This is a genomic window from Streptomyces sp. ISL-98, assembly GCF_018614055.1.
Taxonomy (GTDB): domain Bacteria; phylum Actinomycetota; class Actinomycetes; order Streptomycetales; family Streptomycetaceae; genus Streptomyces; species Streptomyces spiramyceticus.
The window spans coordinates 70,929-95,674 of the sequence record NZ_JAGGPB010000005.1 but is presented as its reverse complement, the minus strand read 5'-3'; the positions used below and the strand labels follow the sequence as shown (position 1 = coordinate 95,674).

Here is a 24,746-nt window from a genome sequence, read left to right as displayed (position 1 = left end):
GGCTGTGCGACATGCCGGACCAGGCAGTGGGAGCAGAAGAGGCGGGCGGAGCGCGGAATGCGCCGCCCGCCGCCGTACGTGTTGAGGGCCTGTGGAAGCGCTTCGGTGAGCAGGTCGCCGTCGCGGGAATCGATCTGGCGCTGCCCGCGGGCAAGTTCATCGGCCTGGTCGGGCCGAACGGCGCGGGCAAGACGACCACGCTGTCGATGGTTACGGGGCTGCTCCGCCCCGATGCGGGGACCGCGGTGGTCGGCGGTCACGACGTATGGCAGGACCCGGTCGCCGTCAAAGCGCGGATCGGCGTACTGCCCGAGGGGCTGCGGCTCTTCGAGCGGTTGTCGGGGCGTGAACTCCTCGCGTACTCCGGGCGGCTGAGGGGGCTGCCCGGCGACGAGGTCGACAAGCGGGCGACCCAGCTCCTCGACGTACTGGACCTGGCCGGGGCGCAGCACAAGCTGGTCGTGGACTACTCGACCGGCATGCGCAAGAAGATCGGCCTCGCCGCCGCCCTGCTGCACAATCCCGAAGTCCTCTTTCTGGACGAGCCGTTCGAGGGCGTCGACCCGGTGTCCGCGCAGACGATCAGGGGTGTCCTGGAGCGGTACACGGCGTCGGGCGCGACCGTCGTCTTCTCCAGCCATGTGATGGAGCTCGTCGAGTCGCTGTGCGACTGGGTCGCGGTGATGGCGGCGGGCCGTATCCGCGCGCAGGGGACGCTCGCGGATGTACGGGGCGACGCGCCGTCCCTCCAGAGCGCCTTCCTCGAACTGGTCGGCGCGAACGGGCGCGGGCCCGCGGAGAACCTGGACTGGCTGGGCGGCGGCGCCCGGTGACGGCATCTCAGCCCGCGTCCGGGATCACCTCCGTCTTCGTACGGCTCAAGCTGTCGCTGCTGCGCAATGGGCTGCGGCAGTCGTCCGGCCGCAAGGCCGCGTACATCGCGTCCGGTCTGATCGCGCTGCTCTTCGCGGCGCTCCAGCTGATCGGTCTGATCGCGCTGCGCGGCAGCGAGCACGCGACGACGGTCGTGGTGCTGCTGACGGCCGTGCTGGGGCTGGGCTGGGCCGTGATGCCGCTGTTCTTCCCGAGCGGCGACGAGACGCTCGATCCGACCCGGCTGGTGATGCTGCCGTTGCGGCCCCGGCCGCTGATCCGGGCGCTGCTGACGGCTTCGCTCGTCGGGATCGGGCCGCTGTTCACGCTCTGCCTGGCGCTGGGTTCGGTGATCTCCGTGGCGCACGGGGCGGCGGCCACTGCCGTCGGTGTGCTCGCCGTGGGGCTGACGCTGCTGGTGTGCGTGGCGCTGGCGCGGGCGGTCGCCGCGGCCAACGTCCGCTTGCTGACCAGCCGCAAGGGGCGCGATCTGGCAGTACTGAGCGGCCTGTTGATCGCGGTCGGCATCCAGGTGGTGAACTTCGGCGCCCAGCGGCTGAGCACCGGGCGCGGGCTCGCGAAGCTCGACCCGGTGGCGGACGTCCTGAGCTGGGTGCCGCCGGCGTCGGCGATCGGCGCGGTGGACGCGGTGAGCGAAGGGGCGTACGTCCGCGGCGCGGCGCAGCTGCTGCTTGCCGCGGCGGCGCTGGCTGCGCTGCTGTGGGTCTGGGAGCGCAGTCTGGTCAAGCTGATGACGTCCCCGGACGGCTCGACGCTGGCGGCCGCCTCGGCGCCGTCCCGCAAGGAGTCCTCCGGCAAGGAGTCGTCGGCGGGGCTCGGCGCGCGGTTCCTGCCGGAGGGGCGTACGGGCACGGTGATCCAGCGCAGTCTGCGCTATGTGTGGCGAGACCCCAAGACCAAGTCGGCGTGGGTGACTTCGCTGGCCATCGGCGCAATCGTGCCGGTCTTCAACGCGCTGCAGGGCACGGGCACGATCTACTTCGCGTGCTTTGCGGCCGGGCTGCTCGGCATCCTGATGTACAACCAGTTCGGCCAGGACACCTCCGCGTTCTGGATGGTCGCGATGACGATCTCCACGACGCGGGACGCGTACGCCGAACTGCGGGCGCGGGCGCTGGCGCTGCTGGTGATCACCCTCCCGTACTCGACGCTGGTCACTGTGGTCACGGCGGCGCTCGTGGGCGACTGGCGGGCGCTCCCCGAGGCGCTCGGGCTGTCGTTCGCCCTGCTGGGGGCGATGCTGGCGACGGGCGCTGTGGCTTCGGCCCGCTTTCCGTACTCGATCCCGCAGGACAGCGGCCTCAAGAACGTCGCCCCGGGACAGGCCGGCCTCGCCTGGATCTCCATCCTGGGCGGCATGATCGCGGCGGCCCTGATGTGCGCGCCGCTGATCACGCTGACGGTCTGGCTCCATGGGGCGGGCGAGCAGGGCTGGTTGTGGCTGGTGCTGCCGCTGGGGGCGGCGTACGGGGTGCTGCTGACGTGGGCGGGCCTGCGCTGGGCGGCGCCGCAGACGGCGGCGCGGCTGCCGGAGATCCTTACGGCGGTCAGCAAGGGGTGAGGTGCCGCGTGCGGTGCGCGTGGCGCTGCGGTGCGCGTGCCAGTGCGGTGCGGGCTGCCTGCGGCGCTGTTCCCCTACCCGCCCCTTTCCCGAAACTGAGGGCAAGCCCCCAGACCCCCGGACGAAGTCTGGGGGAGTGTCCTCAAACGCCGGACGGGCTGAAGATCCCCGCAGGAGCGGGGTCTGGGGCGAAGCCCCGGTTCGGGGTCACGGAGCGACGCGCTCCTCCGCGTTCTCCTCCAGGAACGGCTCGATCGCCGCCCGCCACCCCTCCGGCTGGTCGTAATGCACAAGGTGCCCCGCATCCACCACTTCCGCGTACTGCCCGCGCGGCAGCACCCGGACCATCTCCTGCGCCTCCGCGCGCCCCAGTTCGCCGTCGAGGCCACGGACCACCAGGGTGGGGCACTGGACCAGCGCCAACTCCTCCCAGTGCGCGTCGTACACCCAGGTCTCGCGGGACGTGAGCATCTGGCGCCGGGAGAAGACCGGGCGCCAGCCGTCGGCCCGTTCGGCCATGACCTCGGCAAAGAAATCGCCCCGGGCGGGGCTCGGACGCTCCACCCACGGGTCGTCCTCGCCGAACCACTTGCGGACGTCGGCCAGCGTGGCGAACGGGACGGGCCAGGACCGGAACCAGTCGTCCCACTCGCGCTGCGATGCCGCGCCGAGCGCGGTGGCCCGCATGTCGCAGATGACGACCGCGCGCACGAGGTCGGGGCGCTTGGCGGCGAGTTGCCAGGCCGTGAGCGCGCCCATGGAGTGGCCGACGAGGGTGACGGGCGCGAGCCCCAGCTGTTCCACCGCGGCTTCGGCATCGGCGACGTACGCATCGCGGGTGTACGGGCCTTCGGCCGGCTTGTCACTGCGGCCGTGACCGCGCTGGTCGAGGGCGACGGCGCGATGGCGCTCGGAGATCCAGCGGGCGGTGCCCGCCCAGTGCGAGGCGCGGCCCATCAGTCCATGGAGCAGTAAGACTCCTGGGGCGGGGTCCGTCTCGCCGCTTCCCTTGGGAGGGTCCGCGAACTCCCAGGCCGCGAGGCGTACGCCCCCGGCTCCGGTCACGTCGATGCGCCGCACCATATTCCTGGCACCCCCTTCATCCCCCGGGTGGTCCATCCATGAGTGGTTGAGCCCCGCCAGACTATCGAACCCGTATTCGAAAACACGGTTCCCGCGCGCAAGACCCCTCGTTCGAGTGACCACCATCAAGGATTGACGCCCGCTGCCGAGGGGAGATCTTCAGCGGGAGGCGGGCCGCTCGGGGAAGACGGTCCGAGGGGATTGACCCTGAGAGCTCGGGGCTCCGGGTCAGCACAGGGGAGGACAGGCTCCGGCGCCTCAGGGCGCCGGAGCCATCCCCGGCCGAATGCACCGAATGACCGACGCGGACAGCGGGGGCACCGCGCGCAGCGTGAGCAGCACAAATCGCACGAACACGAGCCGCACCTAACCGGTGCCTGCGCGACGGGCGCATCCCCTGCCCCCTCCCCGACCGTACCGGCAGAGCCGGTCGGCGGTCCTCACGTCATGTGCCTCGGTCACAGCCTGGCACGCGATCCGCCCGGTCGCTGGGATTCCGGCGTATCGCCGGAATCAGCGCCGTCCGGCCCCAACTGCCTTGGGACCGGAGGGCGTTGATGCCACAGTGATCGCGCTGCGCTGCGTGCGTCCCCCTGTTCGCGCTTCGTCGCTCGCGTCCCGGCGCCCGGTGTCAGCGCTTGGCGACGAAGACGTGCGACGCCACCTCGGCGTCGAGCTCCGCGGCCTCGCCGCTGCTGCCGACGAGGACACCACCGGGCGACTCCGTCACGCTCACCACCGAGCCGGGCTGCACGCCCGCCCTGCGCAGCGTGTACATCAGCTGGGCGTCCGTCTGGATCGGCTCCCCGATCCGGCGTACGACCACGGTCTTGCCCTCAGGTCCCGGCGCCAGGTCGTTCAGACTGACCATGCTGTCGTCCAGGAAGGGGTCGGCCTCCGCCTTCTCCCCCAGCTCCTCCAGGCCCGGGATCGGATTCCCGTACGGAGACTCCGTCGGGTGACGCAGCAGCTCGAGGACGCGCCTCTCCACCGCCTCGCTCATCACATGCTCCCAGCGGCAGGCCTCCGCATGGACCTGCTCCCACTCCAGGCCGATCACGTCGACGAGCAGGCACTCGGCGAGCCGGTGCTTGCGCATCACGCGCGTCGCCAGCATCCGGCCCTCGCCGGTGAGCTCCAGGTGACGGTCGCCCGCGACCGTCACGAGGCCGTCGCGCTCCATGCGCGCCACGGTCTGACTCACCGTCGGTCCACTCTGGTCGAGCCGCTCGGCGATACGGGCGCGCATGGGGACCACGCCTTCTTCCTCGAGCTCGAGGATGGTGCGGAGATACATCTCCGTTGTGTCGATCAGTCCGGACATACGTGCCCCTCGATTACTCGTGCGCTGGCCCTGACCCAATTCTGACGCATAGCGCTGACAACCGTGCCGCGCCAGTGTGAAGCCGTATTGACAGCGCACTGGTCCAGACCGCAACGTGAGCGCACCGACGTACCGCTGGAAGGGGCTCCTCCGCGATGAGCGAGAGCAAACTGGCAGGTCAGTTCTTCGACGCCGCGATCGGTCTGCTGCAGCGCGTGCGCGACGAGGAGGCCGACGGCATCGTGGCCGCCGGGGCCGCGATCGCCGACACCGTGGAGGCGGGCGGCCGGCTCTTCGCCTTCGGCGCGGGCCACTCCTCGCTCGCCGCCCAGGACGTCGTCTACCGGGCCGGCGGCCTGGCCCTGATGAACCTGCTCGCCGTGCCCGGCGTCGTCGGCGTTGACGTCATGCCGGCCACACTGGGCTCCGCCCTTGAGCGTGTCGACGGGCTCGCAGGTGCCGTGCTGGACAGCAGCCCCGCCAGGCCCGGCGACGTACTCGTGATCATCTCGCTGTCCGGGCGCAACGCGCTGCCGGTGGAGATGGCGATGAACGCGCGGGCGCTCGGCCTGAAGGTCATCGGCGTGACGTCGGTGGCGTACGCGAGGGAGACGAAGGCCCGGCACAAGTCGGGCACGTACCTCAAGGACCACTGCGACATCGTGCTCGACAGCAAGATCGCGGTGGGCGACGCGGAGCTCACGGCAGAGGGAATCGAGGCACCGTTCGCCCCGGCGTCCACGGTCGTCACGAGCGCGCTGATGCAGGCGGTCATGGCTACGGCGGCGGGGGAGCTGGCGGAGCGGGGCATCGAGCCGCCGTTGCTCCGGTCGGGGAATGTCGACGGGGGCCACGAGTGGAACGGGCGTGTGATGACGGAGTACGGGGACCGGATCTTCTTCCGGCACTAATGGGGTGCGGTGCGGGCACGGCCGCCCGCACCGCATCAGCCCGTCACCCGGAATCGCACCCACACCGTAAGCCCGCCCCCCTCATTCGCCTCCGCCGTCGCCTCCGCGTCGTACGCACGGGCGATCGACGCCACGATCGACAGGCCGAGGCCCGCCCCTTCCCCAAACTGGGGGCAAGCCCCCAGACCCCCGGACGCCCTTCGGGCATGTCCTCAAACTCCCCCAAGGACTTCGTCCAGGGGGGACCCCCAACGGGCTGGTGTGCCGAGGAGCGGGGCCTGGGGCGGAGCCCCCACTCGGCGGAAGCCCGCAAAATGTCGAAGCGGGAAGGGGGCGGGGGAACAAGCCCGCCGCGGGCGCCCGCACCCCACCGCGCCCCAGGCGCGTCGCAGCCACCTGCGTCAAGGCGACACGCACTGGGCAAGATCGATCGCCGCCGCCACCCTTACCGCCATGCTCTCCGCGTACGCCGCGTCCGCCCGCTCGAACGCCGCCCGCGTCGGCCCCCGCAGGAACGTCGCCACGCCCAGCGTCCGGCCCCGGCTGCGCAGCACCGTGCACAGGGCGTGCACCGTGTCCTGGGGCCACTGGCGTTGCGTCGCCCAGTCCTCCTGCGCCGGCCCCTCTCCCCCTGCGCTCGCCCGTACCGATCCGTTGCGGTCCAGGCACTGGAGCGCGGGGTGGCCCTGGGTGTAGCGGACGGGGAGGCCCGCTGTGTCGTTCACCGGCAGGCACGGGCCCGGTGCGCCGCCCGACGGCGTGGCCGCCACCCGTACCAGGCGGGTCGGATGCTCCCCCACGGTCAGGTCGATCAGCGCATGGTCGGCGAAGCCCGCGAGCGCGAAGTCCAGGTACGACCTCGCCGCCTCCATCGGGTCCTCGCACTCCGCCGCCGCCCGCCCGGCCCGGTGCAGCTGATTGCCGCGGAAGCGCAGCTGCGCCGCCTCCTGCTGGGCCAGCTTCACCTCGGTGATGTCCTGGAACAGCCAGCCGACCCCCAGCGGCACAGGCTCCTCCGCCAGCGGCGAAGCCAGCCGCAGGAATCCGCTGCGCCAGCACCGCCGCCGCTCGCCCTTCCTGCCGCCCTCGGCCGTACGCAGCGTCACCCACAGCTCGGCGGGGGCGGGCGGCGCCCCTTCTGCCAGCACGTGCTGGAGGGCGCCCTCCAGTTCCTCCACGCCCTGGACGACGAGCTCCCCCAGGGGGCGGCCCAGCAGCGACGTACGCCCCGCGCCCAGCGCACGCGCCGCGTGGGCGTTGACGACGGTGGGGCGCAGGTCGACATCCACGAGCACGACCCCCCAGGACGCGTCCTCGAAGAGCGCCTCGCTCAGCGCGATCGCCCGTTCCAGATCGATCTGCGCATGCACTTCGCTGAACGCGCAGTACACCCCAGCCGGCCTGCCCTCGGCGCCCCTGACCCCCGCCGACTGGGTCCGTACGAGAACACGCCCGCCGTCCTTCCTCAGTAACGCGAACTCGTGCACCTGGCGCCCCAGCGCATGCATCGCCGACATCAGCCGACCCTGCACCTCGTCCGCGTCCGCAGCCCGCGCCGCCCAGCCTGCGAACCCGGCCCGCCCGACGGCTTCGTCGGCCGTCCAGCCGAGAATCCGCTCGGCCTCGCGGTTCCAGTGGGTGATCACCCCGTCCGCGTCGAAGGCGCAGAGCGCGGCGTCCATGCCGTCGAGAAGCGCGGCAAGAAGATCGTCCGAACCGGGTCCTGGCTCGTCGGGACCGAACGCATCGGTGGTCTCGCCAATCCGGGAAGCACTCACCTGGCACCCCCTGCAGGTGTTCACCTGTGCTGCACTGCACTGAACTTGAAGTGAGGATCATTCAACTGGAACGTGACGCAGCACACACACCGTTCAGGGAAATTCGAGTTTGCCGAAATTCGGTTGAGCGGCGTCGGAACGGCTCCTAGTGTGTGGCTCACACCGAAAGGAGGTGATCGGGAAGTGATTTCTTTCCGGACTCGTGAGGTGGCTGCGGGCTGACTGCCTGCTGTCGCACTCAGTGCGGTGCCGGCGCTGCCGGCCCAATCCCAAGCAGTCACCGACCCGCGGGCTCGCCGGTAAGTCCGGCCGGCTCCTCCGCAAGGAGGAACCAGAGCCCGCGGGTTTCTGCGTTCCCAGGGGCGCCGGCCCCGCGCCCTACGGGCAGAGCCGCTCCACCCGCCACGTGCTGCCCTCCGCCACGTACCGCAGGCGGTCGTGCAGGCGGTTTTCGTGGCCCTGCCAGAATTCCACCATTTCTGGTGCTACGCGGTATCCGCCCCAGTCCGGCGGCACGGGAACCCGTTCGGTTTCCGGATATCGGGCGGCGAGTTCCTCGTAGCGGGCCAGCAGTTCCTCGCGGGATGCGATCACCGAGGACTGTGCACTCGCCCACGCGCCCAGTTGCGAGCCGTGCGGGCGGGTGCGGAAATAGGCTGCCGTTTCGTCGCGGCCGATACGGGCGGCCCTGCCGGTGACGATCACCTGGCGGGCGATCTGGTGCCACGGGAAGAGCAGCGAGACGTACGGATTGGCTTCGATTTCGCGGCCCTTGCGGGAGGCGTAGTTCGTGAAGAACACGAAGCCCCGGCCGTCGTACTGCTTCAGCAGGACCGTGCGCGACGAGGGGCGGCCTTCGGGGGTCGCCGTGGAGACGATCATCGCGTTCGGCTCGTGGAGACCGCCGCGGGCGACTTCCTTGAACCAGTGGTCGAACTGGCCCATGGGCTCGGCCGCGAGCTTCGCCTCGCTGAGGGCTTCGCTGCGGTAGTGCTCACGCATGGCGGCGGGATCGAAATCTCGGTTCGGCACAGGTGCCATCCTGCCGCAGTGCCTCAGTCTGCCCGGCACCCGGTGCCGTCAATCCTCCGCGCGGGAAATGGAGCAGTGTGCCGGTAATCACGCTTCCCCGCATAGGCGGAACCCGCCAAAATCTCCCCGTAGGCCACTGTGGCCTCCATACAGCAGGGGATATCGTGCCTGCTCCCGCAGAGGTTGGGTGACCACCGGCCGCGCGGGGCATCACCGGGGTGACCGCCGGCACCTGACAATCTGACGCCGGCGCCTGACACCCAGAGCCGTTCTAGACCTGACATTTGGTCATAAGCCGCTTGTCGCACACATCATGAGGAGCCGCCTGATGTCCGACTTCGTACCCGGACTCGAAGGAGTCGTCGCGTTCGAAACGGAGATCGCAGAACCGGACAAGGAGGGCGGTGCTCTCCGTTACCGGGGGGTCGACATCGAAGACCTCGTCGGGCACGTGTCCTTCGGGAACGTGTGGGGCCTGCTGGTCGACGGTGCGTTCAATCCCGGCCTGCCGCCCGCCGAGCCGTTCCCGATCCCGGTCCACTCCGGTGACATCCGCGTCGACGTGCAGTCCGCGCTGGCGATGCTCGCCCCCGTCTGGGGCCTGAAACCGCTGCTCGACATCGACGAGCAGACGGCGCGTGACGACCTGGCCCGTGCTGCCGTGATGGCGCTGTCGTACGTCGCCCAGTCGGCGCGCGGGCAGGGCCTGCCGATGGTCCCGCAGCGGGAGATCGACAAGGCGGACACCGTCGTCGAGCGCTTCATGAAGCGCTGGCGCGGGGAGCCCGACCCCAAGCACGTCAAGGCCGTCGACGCCTACTGGACGTCGGCCGCCGAGCACGGCATGAATGCCTCCACCTTCACTGCCCGGGTCATCGCGTCCACCGGCGCCGATGTCGCGGCCGCCCTGTCGGGCGCGGTCGGTGCCATGTCGGGGCCGCTGCACGGTGGTGCTCCGTCCCGTGTGCTCGGGATGATCGAGGAGATCGAGCGCACGGGTGACGCGACGGCGTACGTGAAGCAAGCCCTGGACAAGGGCGAGCGCCTGATGGGCTTCGGTCACCGCGTGTACCGGGCCGAGGACCCGCGCGCGCGGGTTCTGCGGCGTACGGCGAAGGAGCTCGCGGCGCCGCGCTTCGAGGTCGCCGAGGCGCTGGAGAAGGCGGCTCTGGAGGAGCTGCACTCGCGGCGTCCCGACCGGGTGCTGGCGACGAACGTGGAGTTCTGGGCGGCGATCGTCCTGGACTTCGCGGAGGTCCCGGCCCACATGTTCACGTCGATGTTCACGTGCGCGCGCACGGCCGGGTGGAGTGCCCACATCCTGGAGCAGAAGCGGACGGGGCGCCTGGTGCGGCCCTCCGCGCGCTACGTCGGTCCCGCGTCACGCAGCCCGCGCGAGGTCACGGGCTTCGACGACATCGCGCGCTGATCCCGCACGCGCTTATCCCGTAAACGAAAGCCCGTACGCGAAAGTCCGTACCCGAAACGGCGCCGCACACCCGCGTGGAGGGTGCGGCGCCGTTCGGCTGCTCCTGCGGCTCCGGCCGTTCACCGGGTCGTGAGCGCGTCGTCCAGGAGTGTCGCCCACTGCGCCACCACCCTCTTGCGGCGTGCCGCGTCGTCGGTGAGGAGGGTGGCGAGGCCCAGGCCGCGTGCCATGTCGAGGAAGCCCTGGACCGTTTCGCGTACGCCGGGAACGGACTCGTCCGCGCCGAGCAGTTCCACCGCGATCCGGTGCGACTCACGTCCGACGCGGGCCTCCAGTTCCGTGACGCGGTGGCGGAGCTGCTCCTCGTTGGAGGCGGCGACCCACAAGTGGAGGGCGGCGCGGAAGAGCGGGCCGGTGTAGAGGTCGACGAGGGCGGTGACGACGGCGGTCCGGTTCTGTACGGGGAGGTTGCGCAGGGCGTGCGAGCGTTCCTCGGCGACGTACTCGACGGCCGCCGTGAACAGGTCTTCACGGGTCGGGAAGTGGTGTTGGGCGGCGCCGCGCGAGACGCCTGCGCGTTCCGCGACGACGGACACCGTGGACCCTGCCCAGCCGCGCTCGGCCAGGCAGGACACGGCGGCTTCGAGCAGCCGCTGCCGGGTGGCCCGGCTGCGGTCCTGCTTGGGTTCCTTCGGAGAAGTCACCACACCCATGCGGGGTCCCGTCGTTCGAGGAATGCCGTCATGCCTTCGCGTGCCTCCGCCGAGGCGAAGAGTGACGCGGACCGCTCGACCAGGTCCTGTGCGTAGCGGTCGAAGGCATCCAGCACCCTAGCCGTGACGAGGCGCTTGGACTCCGCCAGCCCTTGCGGTGAGGCTCTGCGCAGCCCGTCCAGTACGGGGGTGAGTGTGTCGTCCACATCGTCCCCTGCGGCTGTCAGCAGCCCGATCCGTACCGCCTCGGCCGCGTCGAAGCGTTCCCCTGTGAGGTAGTAGCGGGTGGCGCCGCGCGGGTCGAGGCGGGGCAGCAGTGGCATGGAGATGACGGCGGGGGCCAGGCCGAGGTGGGACTCCGTGAAGGCGAAGCTCGCGCCCGGCCCGGCCGCCGAGATGTCGCACGCGCCGAGGAGCCCGAGGCCCCCTGCGCGTACGTGCCCGGTCACCCGTGCCACCACCGGTTTGGGCAGTTCGACCACGGCCCGCATGAGGCCGACGAAGGCCCCCGGGTCGGGCGGCGACCTGAGGTCAGCGCCCGCGCAGAATGTGCCCCCTGTATGGGTCAGCAGAACGGCCCGTACAGCGGGGTCCTTCGCGCACGAAGAGAGGGCGTCGCCGAGCTCGCCGACGAGCTGCGCGGAGAGCGCGTTGCGGTTCGCCGGCGAGTCCAGGGTGAGGGTGGTGATGCCGCGTTCATGGGCGGAACGGATCAGCTGCGGCGGAGTCATGCACGCTCCCTTTCGCGCAGTTCGCGCCTGAGGATCTTGCCGGAGGCCGCCCTCGGCACGCCGTCGACGAATTCGACGCGGCGGACCTTTTTGTACGGGGCGACGCGCTGGGCGACGTACGCCATCACGTCGTCCTCGGTGAGCTGCGCCGACGGCTGCCGGACGACGTACGCCTTGGGTACTTCGTTGCCGTCCTCGTCGTACACGCCGATGACGGCCGCGTCGGCGACGGCCTCGTGGGTGAGGAGGAGGGCTTCCAGTTCGGCCGGTGCCACCTGGAAGCCCTTGTACTTGATGAGTTCCTTGACTCGGTCGACGACGAACAGCCAGCCGTCGGCGTCGGTGCGGCCGATGTCGCCCGTGTGCACCCACCCCTCGTCGTCGATCATCGCGGCGGTCGCGTCGGGGCGGCCCAGGTAGCCCTTCATCACCTGCGGGCCCCGGACGGCGACTTCGCCCTCCTCTCCCACGCCGAGCTCCTTGGTGGGGTCGTCGAGGGAGAGGATGCGCATTTCGGTGCTGGGGAGCAGCTTTCCGACGGCTCCTGGGGGCGGATTCCGAGCGCCGACGGGGACGACATGTGTGCCGGGGGACAGTTCCGTCATGCCGTACGCCTGGAGGACGGGCGGCAGGCCCAGGCGGCGCGAACAGGCCTGCGCGAGCTGAGCGTCGAGCGGGGCGGCGGCGCTGACGATGTAGTCGAGGGACGACAGGTCGTAATTCGCTACGGCGGGGTGCTTCGCGAGGGCCAGGACGATCGGCGGGGCGACGTACAGGCCGGTGATGCGGTGCTTCTCGACGGCCGCGAGGAACTGGTCGAGTTCGAAGCGCGGCAGTACGACGACGGTCGCGCCGCCGCGCAGGGGCGCGTTCATGAGAGCCGTGAGGCCGTAGATGTGGAAGAAGGGCAGTACGGCGAGGATGCGGTCGCCGGGGCCCACGGGGATGAAGGGGTACAGCTGCGCCAGGTTGGTGGCGATGCTGCGGTGCGTGAGCATCACGCCCTTGGGGACGCCGGTGGTGCCGGAGGAGTACGGGAGGGCGGCTGTGTCCTCGGCCGGGTCGATGGTGATCTGCGGGTCCGGCGCGTCGGTCGAGGCGAGCATGTCGAGGAGCGAACGGTGCGCTTCCGCCGGGTCTCGGTCGCAGACGAAGATCTCCTCGATCCCGCCGACCATTTCCGCTGCCCTGCGGGCCACGGAGAGGAGCGGCGAGATCGTGACGATCCAGCGGGCGGAGGAGTCGCGGAGCTGTTTGGCGAACTCCTCCGCTGTGGAGAGCGGATGGACGGTGGTGACGGAGGCACCGGCGCGAGTGGCGCCGAAGAAGGCGGCCGGGAAGGCGATGGTGTTGGGGCTGTGCAGGGCGAGCACGTCGCCCTGCCGTAGCCCAGCGTGGGCCAGGCCAGCGGCGATACGGCGGTGGTGGAGGTCGAGTTGGCGGTACGTGACGGTGGTGCCGTTCGTTCCGTCGATCAGGGCGGGGGTGTCGCCGTACTGGGCGGCGTGGCCGAGTACGGCTTCGTGGATGGGCAGTTCGACGGGCTCTATGGGTGCGAACTCGCTCTGGAACACGGTGACGGTCCCCTCCGGCGCGCAGTAATGGGTGGGTGGGGCGTGGAGTGACGGCGGTGTTTTTCCTTCCCCGCCTCGCCCCTTCCCGCCCCTTCCCGCTGTGACATTTTGCGGCTGCCGCCGCGTGGGGGCTCCGCCCTAGTACGACTTCGGCAGGCCCAAAGACTGGTGGGAAACGTAATTCAGGATCATTTCGCGGCTTACCGGTGCGATACGCGCCACCCGTGCCGCCGTGATGAGCGAGGCCAGGCCGTACTCGCGGGTGAGGCCGTTGCCGCCCAGTGTGTGCACCGCCTGGTCGACCGCCTTGACGCAGGCCTCGGCAGCGGCGTACTTCGCCATGTTCGCCGCCTCGCCCGCGCCGACGTCGTCCCCCGCGTCGTACAACCGGGCCGCCTTCTGCATCATCAGGCGAGCCAGTTCGAGCTCGATATGGGCCTGGGCGAGGGGGTGGGCGATGGCCTGGTGGGCGCCGATGGGGGACTTCCACACCTGGCGGGTCTTGGCGTACTCGACGGCCCTGGCGAGGGCGTAGCGGCCCATGCCGATGGCGAACGCGGCGGTCATGATGCGCTCGGGATTGAGACCGGCGAAGAGCTGGAGGAGACCCGCGTCCTCGTCGCCGACGAGGGCGGACGAGGGCAGCCGTACATCGTCGATGACGAGCTCGAACTGCTTCTCCGCCGCCTGGAGTTCCATGTCGATCTGCGAGCGCCGGAAGCCTTCGGCGTCGCGCGGGACGATGAAGAGGCAGGGTTTGAGGCTGCCGGTCCTGGCGTCCTCGGTGCGGCCGACGATGAGCGTCGCGTCGGCGATGTCGACGCCGGAGATGAAGACCTTGCGGCCGTTGAGGACCCAGCCGTCATCGGCTTTGCGGGCCGTGGTGGTGATGCGGTGGGAGTTGGATCCCGCGTCCGGTTCCGTGATGCCGAAGGCCATCGTGATGGTGCCGTCGGCGAGGCCGGGCAGCCACTGCCGCTTCTGCTCCTCCGTGCCGAAGCGGGCTATCACGGTGCCGCAGATCGCGGGTGAGACGACCATCATGAGGAGGGGACAGCCCGCGGCGCCCAGCTCTTCGAGTACGAGGGAGAGTTCGGCCATGCCGCCGCCTCCGCCGCCGTACTCCTCGGGCAGGTTCACCCCGAGGTAGCCGAGCTTGGCGGCTTCCGACCACAGCTCCTGCGGTTCGAATCCGCGTCCGTGGCGCCGGCCGAGGGCGGCGACGGCGTCGCGCAGTGCCTGGTGGTGCTCTGTCGGGTCCGTGTACGTCGTTTCTGAGCTCATTTCCGTGCTCATTTCTGGGCCTCCTGTGCCTCTTCTACGACAGCGAGCAGGGCACCGACCTCGACCTGGCGGCCGACGGCGGCGTGGAGTGCGGTGAGCGTGCCGGAGGCGGGAGCGGTGATGCGGTGCTCCATCTTCATGGCCTCCAGCCAGACGAGGGCCTGCCCCGCCTCGACCCGGTCGCCGGGCGCGAGCCCTTCGGCGATGCGGACGACGGTGCCGGGCATGGGCGCGAGGAGCGAGCCGGGTGCGGTGCGGGTGGCGGGGTCGGGGAAGAGCGGCCGGGGGGTGAGGGTGTACGTCCCGTCGGCGCCGTCGACGTACACCTGGCCGGGGTGTGCAGTGACGTCGAAGTGCCGTACGACGCCGTCGGTTTCGAGGGTGACCCGGGTGGGCGTCGCGCTGATGACCCGTACGCCCGGGGCGTCTTCGACGGCGAACCCCTCGCGGGTGGCGCGGTAGCGGACCTCGTGATCCCCGTACGCCTTGGTCTGCGGCTGCGAGGGGACGTTCCGGAAGCCCCCGAAGCGGCCGCTGCGACGGGCGGCGTCTGCGAGGGCGGCGGCTGTGGCTGCGAGGCGTTCGCCGTCGGCAGGGGCCGGGGCGGTGAGTTCGCCGAGGTGGCGGTCGTAGAAGCCGGTGTCGATACGGGCGTCCGCGAACTCCGGGTGTCGGAGGGAACGTACGAGCAGCTCACGGTTGGTGACGGGGCCGTGGATCCGGGCCCGCCGCAGGGCGTGCGCCAGCTTGCGGACCGCTTCGGCGCGGGTGGGGGCGTGGGCGACGATCTTGGCGACCATGGGGTCGTAGTGGACGCCGATGCGGTCTCCGTCGGCGTACCCGGTGTCGAGCCGGACGCTGCCCGGGACGTCCAGCCGGCGCAGCAGTCCCGTCTGGGGCTGCCAGTCCCTGGCCGGGTCCTCCGCGTACAGCCGGGCCTCGACGGCGTGGCCGCTGGGCGCCGGCGGCTCGGGGTCGAGGCGCTCGCCCTCGGCGACACGGAGCTGCAGGGCGACCAGGTCGAGGCCGAAGACCGCCTCCGTGACGGGGTGTTCGACCTGGAGGCGGGTGTTCATTTCCAGGAAGTACGCCCGCCCTTCGGCGGAGACGAGGAACTCGACCGTGCCCGCGCCCCGGTAGCCGACCGCGCGGGCGGCCGCGGTGGCGGCGTCGTGGAGTTCGTGCCGCAGGGCGTCGGGGAGACCCGGAGCGGGGGCCTCCTCGATGACCTTCTGATGGCGGCGCTGGAGGGAGCAGTCGCGGGTGCCGAGTGCCCATACGGTGCCGTGGTCGTCGGCCATGACCTGGACCTCGACGTGGCGGCCTCGTTCGACGTACGGCTCGATGAAGACCTCGCCGTCGCCGAAGGCGCTCGCGGCCTCGGCGCGGGCAGCTTCCAGCTCGGCGCGGAGGGCGCCGATTTCACGTACGACGCGCATACCGCGGCCGCCCCCGCCCGCCGCCGCCTTCACCAGCACGGGGAGGTCGGCCTCGGTGACCTCCGTCAGCGGGGCGAGCAGCGGTACGCCCGCCGCCGCCATCAGTCCCTTGGCGCGGGTCTTGGACGCCATGGCCTCGACGGCCTCGGGCGGCGGCCCGATCCACACCAGACCGGCGTCGAGGACGGCGCGCGCGAAGTCGGCGTTCTCGGACAGGAAGCCGTACCCGGGGTGGACGGCGTCCGCGCCAGCCGCGAGCGCGGCCTTCACGATCAGGTCGCCGCGCAGGTACGTGTCGGCGGGGGCCGCGCCGGGGACTCGTACGGCGGCGTCCGCCTCGCGTACGTGCAGGGCGTCCGTATCGGCGTCGGAGTGGACGGCGACCGTTTCGATGCCCAGCTCACGGCACGTGCGGAAGACGCGGCAGGCGATCTCGCCACGGTTGGCGACCAGGACTGAGTCGATCATCTTCACTCCCTTCACATCCATCGCTCCCATCACTCCCATCGCTCCCCTCACATCCGGAAGATTCCGAAGCCGCTGCGGGCTCCTTCGACGGGCGCGGTATGGATGGCCGACAGGCAGAGGCCGAGGACGGTGCGGGTGTCGCGCGGGTCTATGACCCCGTCGTCGTACAGCCGCCCGGACAGGAACATGGGGAGCGATTCGGACTCGATCTGCTGCTCCACCATGGCGCGCAGCCCGGCGTCGGCCTCGTCGTCATACGGCTGCCCCTTCGCGGCGGCCGACGCCCGGGCGACGATCGACAGGACGCCAGCGAGCTGCTGCGGGCCCATGACGGCGGACTTGGCGCTCGGCCAGGCGAAGAGGAAGCGCGGGTCGTACGCCCGGCCGCACATGCCGTAGTGACCGGCTCCGTACGAGGCGCCCATCAGGACGGACAGGTGCGGGACCCGGGAATTGGACACCGCGTTGATCATCATGGCGCCGTGCTTGATGATGCCACCCTGCTCGTACTCCTTGCCGACCATGTAGCCGGTGGTGTTGTGGAGGAAGAGGAGCGGTACGTCGCGCTGGTTGGCCAGCTGGATGAACTGCGCGGCCTTCTGCGACTCGGCGGAGAACAGCACGCCCTGGGCATTGGCGAGGATGCCGACGGGGTAGCCGTGGAGCCGGGCCCATCCCGTGACGAGGCTCGGTCCGTAGAGCGGCTTGAATTCGTCGAAGTCCGAGCCGTCGACGATACGGGCGACGACCTCGCGGGGGTCGAAGGGGGCTTTGAGGTCGCCGGGCACGATGCCGAGGAGTTCGTCCTGGTCGTACTTGGGCGGCTGCGCCTCGCCCGGGCCCGGATCGGCTTGTGCTTTGCGCCAGTTGAGGCGGGCGACGATGCGGCGGGCCTGGCGCAGGGCGTCCGGCTCGTCGAGGGCGAAGTAGTCGGCGAGGCCGGAGGTGCGGGCATGCATGTCGGCGCCGCCGAGCGATTCGTCGTCGCTCTCTTCGCCGGTGGCCATCTTCACGAGCGGAGGGCCGCCGAGGAAGACCTTCGAGCGCTCCTTGATCATGACGGTGTGGTCGGACATTCCGGGGACGTACGCCCCACCCGCCGTCGAGTTGCCGAAGACGACCGCGATGGTCGGGATGCCGGCGGCGGAGAGCCGGGTGATGTCGCGGAAGAGGGCACCGCCGGGGATGAAGATCTCCTTCTGGGAAGGCAGATCGGCGCCGCCGGACTCTACGAGGCTGATGCAGGGGAGGCGGTTGGCGTACGCGATTTCGTTGGCCCGCAGTGCTTTTTTGAGGGTCCAGGGGTTGGAGGCTCCGCCGCGTACGGTCGGGTCGTTGGCGGTGATGAGGCACTCGACGCCTTCCACGACGCCGATGCCGGTGACGATGGATGCGCCGACGGGGTAGTCGCTGCCCCACGCTGCGAGCGGCGAGAGCTCCAGGAACGGGGTGTCGGGGTCGACGAGCAGCTCGATGCGCTCGCGGGCGAGGAGTTTGCCGCGTTTGCGGTGGCGGTCGACGTATTTCGGGCCGCCACCGGCGAGGGCTTTGGCGTGCTCGGTGTGGAGCTCGGTCAGCTTGGCTTGCATGGCGGTGCGGTTGGCGGCGTATTCGGGGCCCTGTGTGTCGAGGGCCGAGGGCAGTACGGTCACGCGATCCCCTCCTGGTTGTGAACGTGGCCGGCCGGGGTGCTGTGCGTGCGGGTTGCCTGCGGCGCGTTTCCCCTACCCGCCCCTTCCCGCTGTGACATTTCGCGGCTGCCGCCGCGCGAGGGGCTCCGCCCCAGCCCCCGCTCCTCAAACGCCGGAGAGGCTGGTAATCCGGGGGGCCTGGGGGCTTGCCCCTCACGCCGCGGAGCCGCAAATGTCGCAGCCGGGACGAGTGGGGTCTCCCCTGCTCGAACGAAGTTGAGAGCTTGGGGAAGGGGTGGGGAAACCCTCACAGCAACCCCACCGGCACATCCACCCACCGCGACCGCAGCCACTCCCCCACCGCCTTCGCCTGCGGGTCGAAACGGGACTGCGCGGCCGCCCCCTCGCCCAGCAGGCCCGTCACCACGAAGTTCAGCGCCCGCAGGTTCGGCAGCGCATGCCTCGTCACCGGCAACCCGGCCGTCTCCGGGAGCAGTTCGCGGAAGCGGTCCACCGTCAGCTCGTGCGCCAGCCACGCCCACGCCTCGTCCGACCTGACCCACACCCCGACGTTCGCGTCCCCGCCCTTGTCCCCGCTGCGAGCGCCCGCGACCAGCCCCAGCGGCGCCCTGCGCGTGGGCCCGGCGGGGGCCCTCGGTGGCGCAGGGGGCTCCTCCACCGGCTCAAGTGCCTGCGTACACACCGGGTGCCGCACCTCCACCCGCGCCCCGCCCGGCAGCACCGCGACGTGCGCCACCTCCGCCGCGTCCACGTACTGCGCCTCGAACACCCCGTAGGGCGCCCCCTTGCCCGGCGGCGCCGTCACGTGGAAGCCGGGGTAGCTGCCGAGCGCCAGCTCGATCGCCGCGCTGCTCACCGCCCGCCCCACCGCCGCCGGATCCGGGTCCCGTACGACCAGCCGCAGCAGCGCGCTCGCGCTCTCCTCCGTGGCTGTGTCTGCGTACAGCCCCTCCGTGCGGGCGAGTTCCCACCGCACCTCCGCCGGCCGGCGCTTGCCGAAGGCGTCGTCCAGTTGCTCGCGCACCAGCCGCGCCTTGGCTTCCACGTCGAGGCCGGTGAGTACGAACACGACCTCGTTGCGCCACCCGCCGATCCGGTTCAGCCCGACCTTGAGGGTCGGCGGCGGCGCCTCGCCCCGTACGCCGGAGATCCGCACCCGGTCGGGCCCGTCCTGTGTCAGCCGTACGGTGTCGAGCCGGGCCGTGACGTCGGGGCCCGCGTAACGGGCGCCCCCGGTCTCGTACAGCAGCTGCGCCGTCACCGTGCCGACGTCCACGACGCCGCCCGTACCGTCGTGTTTGGTGATTACGGATGTGCCGTCCGCGTAGACCTCCGCCACCGGAAAGCCGGGGCGCCGCACATCGTGCTCGCCGAAGAAGGAGTAGTTGCCGCCGGTGGCCTGCGTCCCGCACTCCAGCACGTGCCCGGCGACCACCGCCCCGGCAAGTCGGTCGTAGGCGCCCGGGTCCTCCGGCACCCACCCGTACCGCCACGCCGCCGGCCCGCCGACCAGCGCCGCGTCCGTGACGCGCCCCGTCACCACCACGTCCGCGCCCGCCCTCAGACACTCGGCGATTCCGGCGCCGCCCAGATACGCATTGGCGGTCAGCGCGCCTTCGGGCAGCGGCAGGCTGTCGCCCTCGACATGCGCGACCCGCACCGGCACGCCGACCCGGTCCGCCAACTCCCGTACGGCTTCGGCCAGTCCGGCCGGGTTGAGCCCGCCCGCGTTGGCGACGATCTTCACGCCCCGTTCGTGCGCGAGCCCGAGGTTCTCCTCCAGCTGCCGCAGAAACGTCTTGGCGTAGCCGAGCCGGGGGTCCTTCAGCCGGTCCCGGCCGAGGATGAGCATGGTCAGCTCGGCGAGGTAATCACCGGTCAGTACGTCGAGTTCGCCACCGGTGAGCATTTCCCTCATCGCGTCGAACCGGTCGCCGTAGAAGCCGGACGCGTTCCCGATGCGGAGCACCCTCAGGCCTCCTTGTGCCGGGTACGCCGAGGCGCTCGCCCCGCGCCCGCCGGTCCCGCGAAGGCCTGCGCGATGTCCAGCCACCGGTCCGCGTCGGGGCCCTCCGCCCGTACCGCCAGATCGTCGCGGTGCGCCCGCTGGGTCACCAGCAGGCAGAAGTCGAGCGCGGGGCCGGTGACGCGCTGCGGGGCGTCCTCAGGGCCGTACGCCCAGACTCCCGCACCGTCTGAACCGCCCGACGCACCGTCCGACCCTTCCCCAAGTTCTCGGCTTCGCTCGAACAGGGGAGACCCCATTGGCGCGGACGGTGCGACCAGCTCGACCCGGAACTCCTCCTCCGGCACCGCGAGCCCCCGCACAAAGAACGCGTAGCCGCGCGCCCGCACCCCGATGCGCGCCACGTGCCGCAGCCGCGCCGTCGGTTCGCGTCGTACGCCCACCGCGTCGGCGATGTCCTGCCCGTGCGCCCAGGTCTCCATCAGCCGCCCTGTGGCCATCGAGGCGGCGCTCATCGGCGGCCCGTACCAGGGGAAACGCGCCCCGGCCGGTGCCGCCCGCAGTGCGCGCTGCAGCTGCTCGCGCCCGTCGCGCCACCACGCCAGCAGTTCGTCGACCGGCAGCTCCGCCCCCGATTCGGCGCCTTCGTCGACGAAGCGCTCGGGCGCGGCCAGCGCCTTGTCCGTCTCCGCCGCGAAGGCCTCGGGGTCGGTGACGGACAGCAGCGCCGCCGTGTCCGTCCAGGCGAGGTGCGCGATCTGGTGGGCGACTGTCCAGCGCGGCGCGGGTGTGGCGAGCGACCACTGCTTGTCGCTCAAGCCCCCGACCAGCTGGTCGAGTTCGTCCCCTTCCGCACGGAGATCGTCGAGCACGGCTGCCGGATCGGACACGTTGCGCTCCCCTCGGGGTAGGGCGGTGTGTCCGGGAGCATGGCAGCCCTCCGAGAAACAAGCAAGCGTGCTTGCATTGTTTATTTCAGCGCTTGCGGCTGTTTGTTGGAGGGGCTTGCGCCTTATTGGAGGGGCTTGCGCCGCCGCTGACGCGACTGGCTCCGCACCGCGCCCATGCTCGCGCCGATGACCAGCGCGATCGCCAGCGCGTCGGTCGTCGAGAGGGCCTGGCTCAGGACCAGGAAGCCGGCGACGGCCGCGATGGCCGGTTCCAGGCTCATCAGTACGGCGAACGTCGCGGCAGGCAGCCGGCGCAGCGCCAGCAGCTCCAGCGTGTAGGGCAGCACGGACGACAGCAGGGCGACCGCCGCTCCCAGGGCCAGCGTCATCGGCTCGAACAGCTTCGTGCCCGACTCGGCGAGCCCGAGCGGCAGGCTCAGCACCGCCGCCACCGCCATCGCGAGCGCCAGCCCGTCCGCCTGCGGGAACCGGCGCCCGGTCCGCGCGCTGAAGAGGATGTACGCCGCCCAGCAACCGCCCGCCCCGAGCGCGTAGGCGGCGCCGACCGGATCCAGCCGGTCGAAGCCGCCGCCACTGAGCAGCGCGACCCCGCCCAGGGCCAGCGCGGCCCATACGACGCTCATAGCGCGCCGGGACGCGAACACCGAGAGGGCGAGCGGACCGAGCACCTCCAGGGTCACGGCGACGCCCAGCGGGAGCCGGTCCAGCGACTGGTAAAAGAGGCCGTTCATGCCGGCCATCGCGAGCCCGAAGGCGCCGATGGTGCCCCAGTCGGCGCGGGCGTAACCGCGCACCCGGGGGCGGCACACGACGAGCAGGATCACGGCCGCGACGGCGAGCCGTACGGCGACGACGCCCGCCGCGCCCGTGCGGGGCATCAGCGTGACGGCGACAGCCGACCCGAACTGCACGGAAAGGCCCCCCGCCACCACCATCGCGACCGGCCCGAGCCGGGCACCGATGCCCGCCGTACGGGCGGGCGCGGGTGCGGCAGCCCCCGGTATCTCGGGGGCGGTGGTGCGGGCTGGGGCGGCAGAGGTGGGCTGGTCCATACGTCCACGTTAAGGGGAACAGGACCGTCACCCGTCCACACCCATTACCAGCGCTCCGCTTCCGGCCCCTCCATCGGCCCGTCTTCCAGCGCCTCCGCCAGCACCTCCGCCAGGTGCCTGGCCCGCCGTCCCGCCAGCTGCTCCAGCTGCGTACGGCACGAAAAACCGTCCGCCAGGAGCTCCGTCCCCTCCGCCGCCTCCCGTACCGACGGCAGCAGCTGCTCCTCCGCGCAGGCCACCGACACGTCGTAGTGGCCGCGCTCGAAGCCGAAGTTCCCGGCCAGGCCGCAGCAGCCGCCGCTCAGGCCACCCGTAAGGCCCGCGCGCTCGCGCAGGCGCTGTTCCGCGCCGTCGCCGAGGATCGCGTGCTGGTGGCAGTGCGTCTGGCCGGCCACGGGGCGGTCGATCCTCGGCGGCTGCCAGTGCGGGGCGTACTCCTCAAGGACCTGGGCGAAGGTCCGTACGGACCGGGCGAGGGCGGCGGCCCTCGGGTCGTCGGGGAGCAGCTCGGGGAGGTCGGCCTTGAGCGCGGCCGCGCAGCTCGGCTCCAGGACCACGAGGGGCAGTCCGGCGGCCCGTTCCATGCCGTCCAGGGTGCGGCGCATGACGGCGCGGGCCCGGTCGAGCTGTCCGGTCGACACGTACGTCAGCCCGCAGCACAGCTGCTGCGGGGGCATCGCGACCCGCAGCCCGGCCGCTTCGAGCACGCGCACGGCGGCCCGGCCGACGTCCGGAGAGAGGTGGTTGGTGAAGGTGTCGGGCCACAGGACGACGGTCGTCGAACCGGCCGGCACACCGCCGCCACCGTCCCGGCTCCTGTTCCGGGCGCGCCACCAGGCCCTGAGCGTCCTGGGCGCCGGGCTCGGCAGGTCCCGTTCCGGCGCGATGCCGCCCAGGCGCTTGGCGACGGCGGCGAGCGGCCGTACCCGGGCGGCGGGGCCCAGTACGCGGGCGAAGGGGGCCGCCGCGCGCAGCCACAGGGGCAGCCATCCCATGGCGTAGTGGGCGGCGGGGCGCAACCGCCCCTTGTAGTGGTGGTGCAGGAATTCCGCCTTGTACGTCGCCATGTCGACGCCGACCGGACAGTCGGTCCTGCACCCCTTGCAGGACAGGCACAGGTCCAGGGCGCCCCGTACCTCCTCCGACCTCCAACCGTCGGTGACGACTTCGCCCGCGAGCATTTCGTGCAGCAGGCGGGCCCGGCCGCGCGTGGAGTGCTGTTCGTCGCCCGTGGCGCGGAAGGAGGGGCACATGACGCCGGGACCGGCCGCCGATTCGGTGCGGCACTTGGCCACGCCCACGCAGCGGCGTACGGCGGCCGAGAAGTCGCCGTCGTCGTGGGGGTAGCCGAAGACGACGTCGACGGGCTTCTTGGGGAGGACGGCGAAGCGGAGGTTCTCGTCCAGCCGGGCGGGGCGGGCCAGCATGCCCGGGTTCATGCCGCCGGCCGGGTCCCACACGTCCTTGAAGCGGCCGAAGAGGGCGACGAGCTCGTCGCCGTACATCTTGGGCAGCAGCTCGGCGCGCGCCTGGCCGTCGCCGTGTTCGCCGGAGAGCGATCCGCCGTGCGCGACGACGAGTTCCGCCTGCTCCTGCGAGAAGTTCCGGAACCGCCGTACGCCGATTTCGCTGAGCAGGTCGAAGTCGATACGGACGTGGATACAGCCGTCGCCGAAGTGGCCGTACGGCGTACCGCGCAGGCCGTGCTCGGCGAGCAGGGCCCTGAAGTCGCGCAGGTAGGGGCCCAGCCGGGCGGGCGGTACGGCGCAGTCCTCCCACCCCGGCCACGCCTCGCTCCCGTCGGGCATCCGTGTCGCCGTGCCGCTGGCGTCCTCGCGGATGCGCCACAGGGCGCGCTGTCCCGCCGCGTCGGTGACGACCGCGCCGTCCAGTGCCTGGGCCGCCTTGACCAACTGTTCGGCGTGAGAGCGGGCTTCGGCCGGCGAGTCTCCGCCCATCTCCACGAAGAGCCAGGCGGTGCCGCGCGGCAGCAGCGCCCGCTCCTGGGCGGGCACCAGGTCCTCGGCCATGCCTTCGACGGTCAGCGGCCCGTACGGGAGGAGGGTGGGCGCGGCTTCGGCGGCGGCGCTCTCACCGGCGTAACCGAGCACGGCCAGCGCCCGTGCACGGGGCGCTTCCACCAGCCGTACGGTCGCCTCGGTCAGCACGCCGAGGGTGCCTTCGCTGCCGCAGAACGCGCGGGCCAGGTCGACGCCCTTCTCGGGGAGCAGGGCGTCCATGGCGTATCCGGAGATACGGCGGGGCAGTTCGGGGAATCCGGTGCGCAGGAGGGCGAGGTTGCTGTCCACCAGGGTGCGCAGTCCTTCGGGCGCCCCTTCCCACCCCTCCCTCAGATGCAGGAGATCGCCTCCGTAACTGACGACCGACAGGCGGCGGACATTGTCGGCGGTCGTTCCCCAGGCGACCGAGTGCGAACCGCACGAGTTGTTGCCGATCATTCCGCCGAGCGTGCAGCGGCTGTGCGTGGACGGGTCGGGACCGAAGGTCAGGCCGTGCGCACCGGCCGCCGCCCGCAGGTCGTCGAGGACGACACCCGGCTGGACCACGGCGGTTCGGGACGCCGGGTCCAGGTCAACGATGGTCCGCATGTGGCGGGTGAAGTCGAGGACGACGCCCGTACCTGTCGCCTGTCCCGCGATCGACGTCCCGCCTCCGCGCGGCACGACAGGCACCCCGTGCGCCCGGCAGACGGCGAGGGCGGCGGCCACGTCGTCGGCGTCGCGCGGTGCGACGACGCCGAGCGGGACGCGCCGGTAGTTGGAGGCGTCCATGGTCATGAGGGCGCGGGCCGCGGCGTCGAAGGCGACCTCTCCGCGTACGGCCTGGTTCAGCTCACGTGCCAGAGCTGCCGTGTCGTCCCGCTTTTCAGCCATGCACTACAGGATGCCCCCGGGGCCTTCGCCTCACCTCGTATCCGGCCGTC

At 71.4% G+C, this 24,746-nt stretch carries 18 protein-coding genes and 1 pseudogene; 4 read left to right on the top strand and 15 right to left on the bottom strand.

The annotated features are described in order from the left end of the window. Nucleotides 1–11 precede the first annotated feature (11 nt). Nucleotides 12–833 carry an ABC transporter ATP-binding protein gene (locus tag J7I98_RS05635; protein ID WP_214919446.1) on the top strand — a complete coding sequence of 274 codons (822 nt, stop codon included), beginning with the start codon at nucleotides 12–14 and terminating at the stop codon, nucleotides 831–833. After that, nucleotides 830–2,455 (top strand): transporter, encoded by a 1,626-nt coding sequence (locus tag J7I98_RS05630; protein ID WP_308377679.1) that lies wholly within the window; start codon nucleotides 830–832, stop codon nucleotides 2,453–2,455. The genes J7I98_RS05635 and J7I98_RS05630 overlap by 4 nt, the downstream gene beginning before the upstream one ends. Nucleotides 2,456–2,662: 207 nt before the next feature. Here J7I98_RS05630 and J7I98_RS05625 read toward each other — a convergent pair whose 3' ends face one another. After that, entirely contained in the window at nucleotides 2,663–3,538 is an 876-nt protein-coding gene (locus tag J7I98_RS05625) for an alpha/beta fold hydrolase (protein ID WP_214919445.1), read from the bottom strand. A gap of 631 nt (nucleotides 3,539–4,169) precedes the next feature. Further along, nucleotides 4,170–4,862 (bottom strand): metal-dependent transcriptional regulator, encoded by a 693-nt coding sequence (locus J7I98_RS05620; protein WP_214919444.1) that lies wholly within the window; start codon nucleotides 4,860–4,862, stop codon nucleotides 4,170–4,172. 155 nt (nucleotides 4,863–5,017) lie between these two features. Between J7I98_RS05620 and J7I98_RS05615 the strand changes: the two genes are divergently transcribed. Beyond that, nucleotides 5,018–5,773, top strand: coding sequence for an SIS domain-containing protein (locus tag J7I98_RS05615; RefSeq protein WP_214919443.1), 756 nt, complete (start codon nucleotides 5,018–5,020; stop codon nucleotides 5,771–5,773). 35 nt (nucleotides 5,774–5,808) lie between these two features. On the opposite strand, the pseudogene J7I98_RS40775 reads toward J7I98_RS05615, so the two are convergent. The 3 genes and pseudogenes from J7I98_RS40775 to pdxH form a co-directional block, all read right to left on the bottom strand. Further along, nucleotides 5,809–5,937, bottom strand: a pseudogene (locus tag J7I98_RS40775) (two-component sensor histidine kinase); the annotation flags it as partial. 237 nt (nucleotides 5,938–6,174) lie between these two features. After that, nucleotides 6,175–7,551: a PAS domain-containing protein gene (locus J7I98_RS05610; protein ID WP_214919442.1), complete on the bottom strand. Its 1,377-nt coding sequence runs from the start codon at nucleotides 7,549–7,551 to the stop codon at nucleotides 6,175–6,177. Between the two features lie 378 nt (nucleotides 7,552–7,929). Then, nucleotides 7,930–8,592, bottom strand: a complete 663-nt coding sequence (pdxH, locus tag J7I98_RS05605; protein ID WP_214919441.1) for a pyridoxamine 5'-phosphate oxidase — start codon at nucleotides 8,590–8,592, stop codon at nucleotides 7,930–7,932. Nucleotides 8,593–8,911: 319 nt separating this feature from the next. Here pdxH and J7I98_RS05600 point away from each other — a divergent pair, with 319 nt between their 5' ends. Next, a complete protein-coding gene (locus J7I98_RS05600) occupies nucleotides 8,912–10,012 on the top strand; it encodes a citrate synthase 2 (protein ID WP_214919440.1) in 1,101 nt (366 codons plus the stop codon). A 119-nt stretch (nucleotides 10,013–10,131) separates the two neighbouring features. On the opposite strand, the gene J7I98_RS05595 is transcribed toward J7I98_RS05600, so the two are convergent. The 10 genes from J7I98_RS05595 to J7I98_RS05550 form a co-directional block, all read right to left on the bottom strand. Next, entirely contained in the window at nucleotides 10,132–10,725 is a 594-nt protein-coding gene (locus tag J7I98_RS05595) for a TetR/AcrR family transcriptional regulator (protein WP_214919439.1), read from the bottom strand. Next, entirely contained in the window at nucleotides 10,713–11,456 is a 744-nt protein-coding gene (locus tag J7I98_RS05590) for an enoyl-CoA hydratase family protein (protein ID WP_214919438.1), read from the bottom strand. The genes J7I98_RS05595 and J7I98_RS05590 overlap by 13 nt, the downstream gene beginning before the upstream one ends. Then, nucleotides 11,453–13,030, bottom strand: a complete 1,578-nt coding sequence (locus tag J7I98_RS05585; protein WP_214919437.1) for a 4-coumarate--CoA ligase family protein — start codon at nucleotides 13,028–13,030, stop codon at nucleotides 11,453–11,455. Before J7I98_RS05585 ends, J7I98_RS05590 begins: the two co-directional genes overlap by 4 nt. 138 nt (nucleotides 13,031–13,168) lie before the next feature. Then, nucleotides 13,169–14,326, bottom strand: coding sequence for an acyl-CoA dehydrogenase family protein (locus tag J7I98_RS05580; protein ID WP_374225075.1), 1,158 nt, complete (start codon nucleotides 14,324–14,326; stop codon nucleotides 13,169–13,171). Beyond that, complete coding sequence (locus J7I98_RS05575; RefSeq protein ID WP_214919436.1) at nucleotides 14,323–16,221, bottom strand: biotin carboxylase N-terminal domain-containing protein; 1,899 nt, start codon at nucleotides 16,219–16,221, stop codon at nucleotides 14,323–14,325. The genes J7I98_RS05580 and J7I98_RS05575 overlap by 4 nt, the downstream gene beginning before the upstream one ends. Nucleotides 16,222–16,268: 47 nt before the next feature. Next, nucleotides 16,269–17,873 (bottom strand): acyl-CoA carboxylase subunit beta, encoded by a 1,605-nt coding sequence (locus tag J7I98_RS05570; RefSeq protein ID WP_214919435.1) that lies wholly within the window; start codon nucleotides 17,871–17,873, stop codon nucleotides 16,269–16,271. A gap of 286 nt (nucleotides 17,874–18,159) precedes the next feature. Further along, complete coding sequence (locus J7I98_RS05565) at nucleotides 18,160–19,848, bottom strand: acyclic terpene utilization AtuA family protein (protein ID WP_214919678.1); 1,689 nt, start codon at nucleotides 19,846–19,848, stop codon at nucleotides 18,160–18,162. After that, complete coding sequence (locus tag J7I98_RS05560) at nucleotides 19,845–20,729, bottom strand: TIGR03084 family metal-binding protein (RefSeq protein ID WP_214919434.1); 885 nt, start codon at nucleotides 20,727–20,729, stop codon at nucleotides 19,845–19,847. Before J7I98_RS05560 ends, J7I98_RS05565 begins: the two co-directional genes overlap by 4 nt. A 122-nt stretch (nucleotides 20,730–20,851) precedes the next feature. Beyond that, nucleotides 20,852–21,802 carry a DMT family transporter gene (locus tag J7I98_RS05555; protein ID WP_214919432.1) on the bottom strand — a complete coding sequence of 317 codons (951 nt, stop codon included), beginning with the start codon at nucleotides 21,800–21,802 and terminating at the stop codon, nucleotides 20,852–20,854. Between the two features lie 44 nt (nucleotides 21,803–21,846). Further along, entirely contained in the window at nucleotides 21,847–24,696 is a 2,850-nt protein-coding gene (locus tag J7I98_RS05550) for an FAD-binding and (Fe-S)-binding domain-containing protein (RefSeq protein WP_214919430.1), read from the bottom strand. Nucleotides 24,697–24,746: the final 50 nt, after the last annotated feature.

What these genes read in the sequence shown, in the direction of transcription:
- J7I98_RS05635 (WP_214919446.1), top strand. Translation starts at nt 12, where the DNA reads ATGCCGGACCAGGCAGTGGGAGCAGAAGAGGCGGGCGGAGCGCGGAAT.
- J7I98_RS05625 (WP_214919445.1), bottom strand. Translation starts at nt 3,538, where the DNA reads ATGGTGCGGCGCATCGACGTGACCGGAGCCGGGGGCGTACGCCTCGCG.
- J7I98_RS05620 (WP_214919444.1), bottom strand. Translation starts at nt 4,862, where the DNA reads ATGTCCGGACTGATCGACACAACGGAGATGTATCTCCGCACCATCCTC.
- J7I98_RS05615 (WP_214919443.1), top strand. Translation starts at nt 5,018, where the DNA reads ATGAGCGAGAGCAAACTGGCAGGTCAGTTCTTCGACGCCGCGATCGGT.
- pdxH (WP_214919441.1), bottom strand. Translation starts at nt 8,592, where the DNA reads ATGGCACCTGTGCCGAACCGAGATTTCGATCCCGCCGCCATGCGTGAG.
- J7I98_RS05600 (WP_214919440.1), top strand. Translation starts at nt 8,912, where the DNA reads ATGTCCGACTTCGTACCCGGACTCGAAGGAGTCGTCGCGTTCGAAACG.
- J7I98_RS05595 (WP_214919439.1), bottom strand. Translation starts at nt 10,725, where the DNA reads ATGGGTGTGGTGACTTCTCCGAAGGAACCCAAGCAGGACCGCAGCCGG.
- J7I98_RS05590 (WP_214919438.1), bottom strand. Translation starts at nt 11,456, where the DNA reads ATGACTCCGCCGCAGCTGATCCGTTCCGCCCATGAACGCGGCATCACC.
- J7I98_RS05580 (WP_374225075.1), bottom strand. Translation starts at nt 14,326, where the DNA reads ATGAGCACGGAAATGAGCTCAGAAACGACGTACACGGACCCGACAGAG.
- J7I98_RS05575 (WP_214919436.1), bottom strand. Translation starts at nt 16,221, where the DNA reads ATGATCGACTCAGTCCTGGTCGCCAACCGTGGCGAGATCGCCTGCCGC.
- J7I98_RS05555 (WP_214919432.1), bottom strand. Translation starts at nt 21,802, where the DNA reads ATGGACCAGCCCACCTCTGCCGCCCCAGCCCGCACCACCGCCCCCGAG.
- J7I98_RS05550 (WP_214919430.1), bottom strand. Translation starts at nt 24,696, where the DNA reads ATGGCTGAAAAGCGGGACGACACGGCAGCTCTGGCACGTGAGCTGAAC.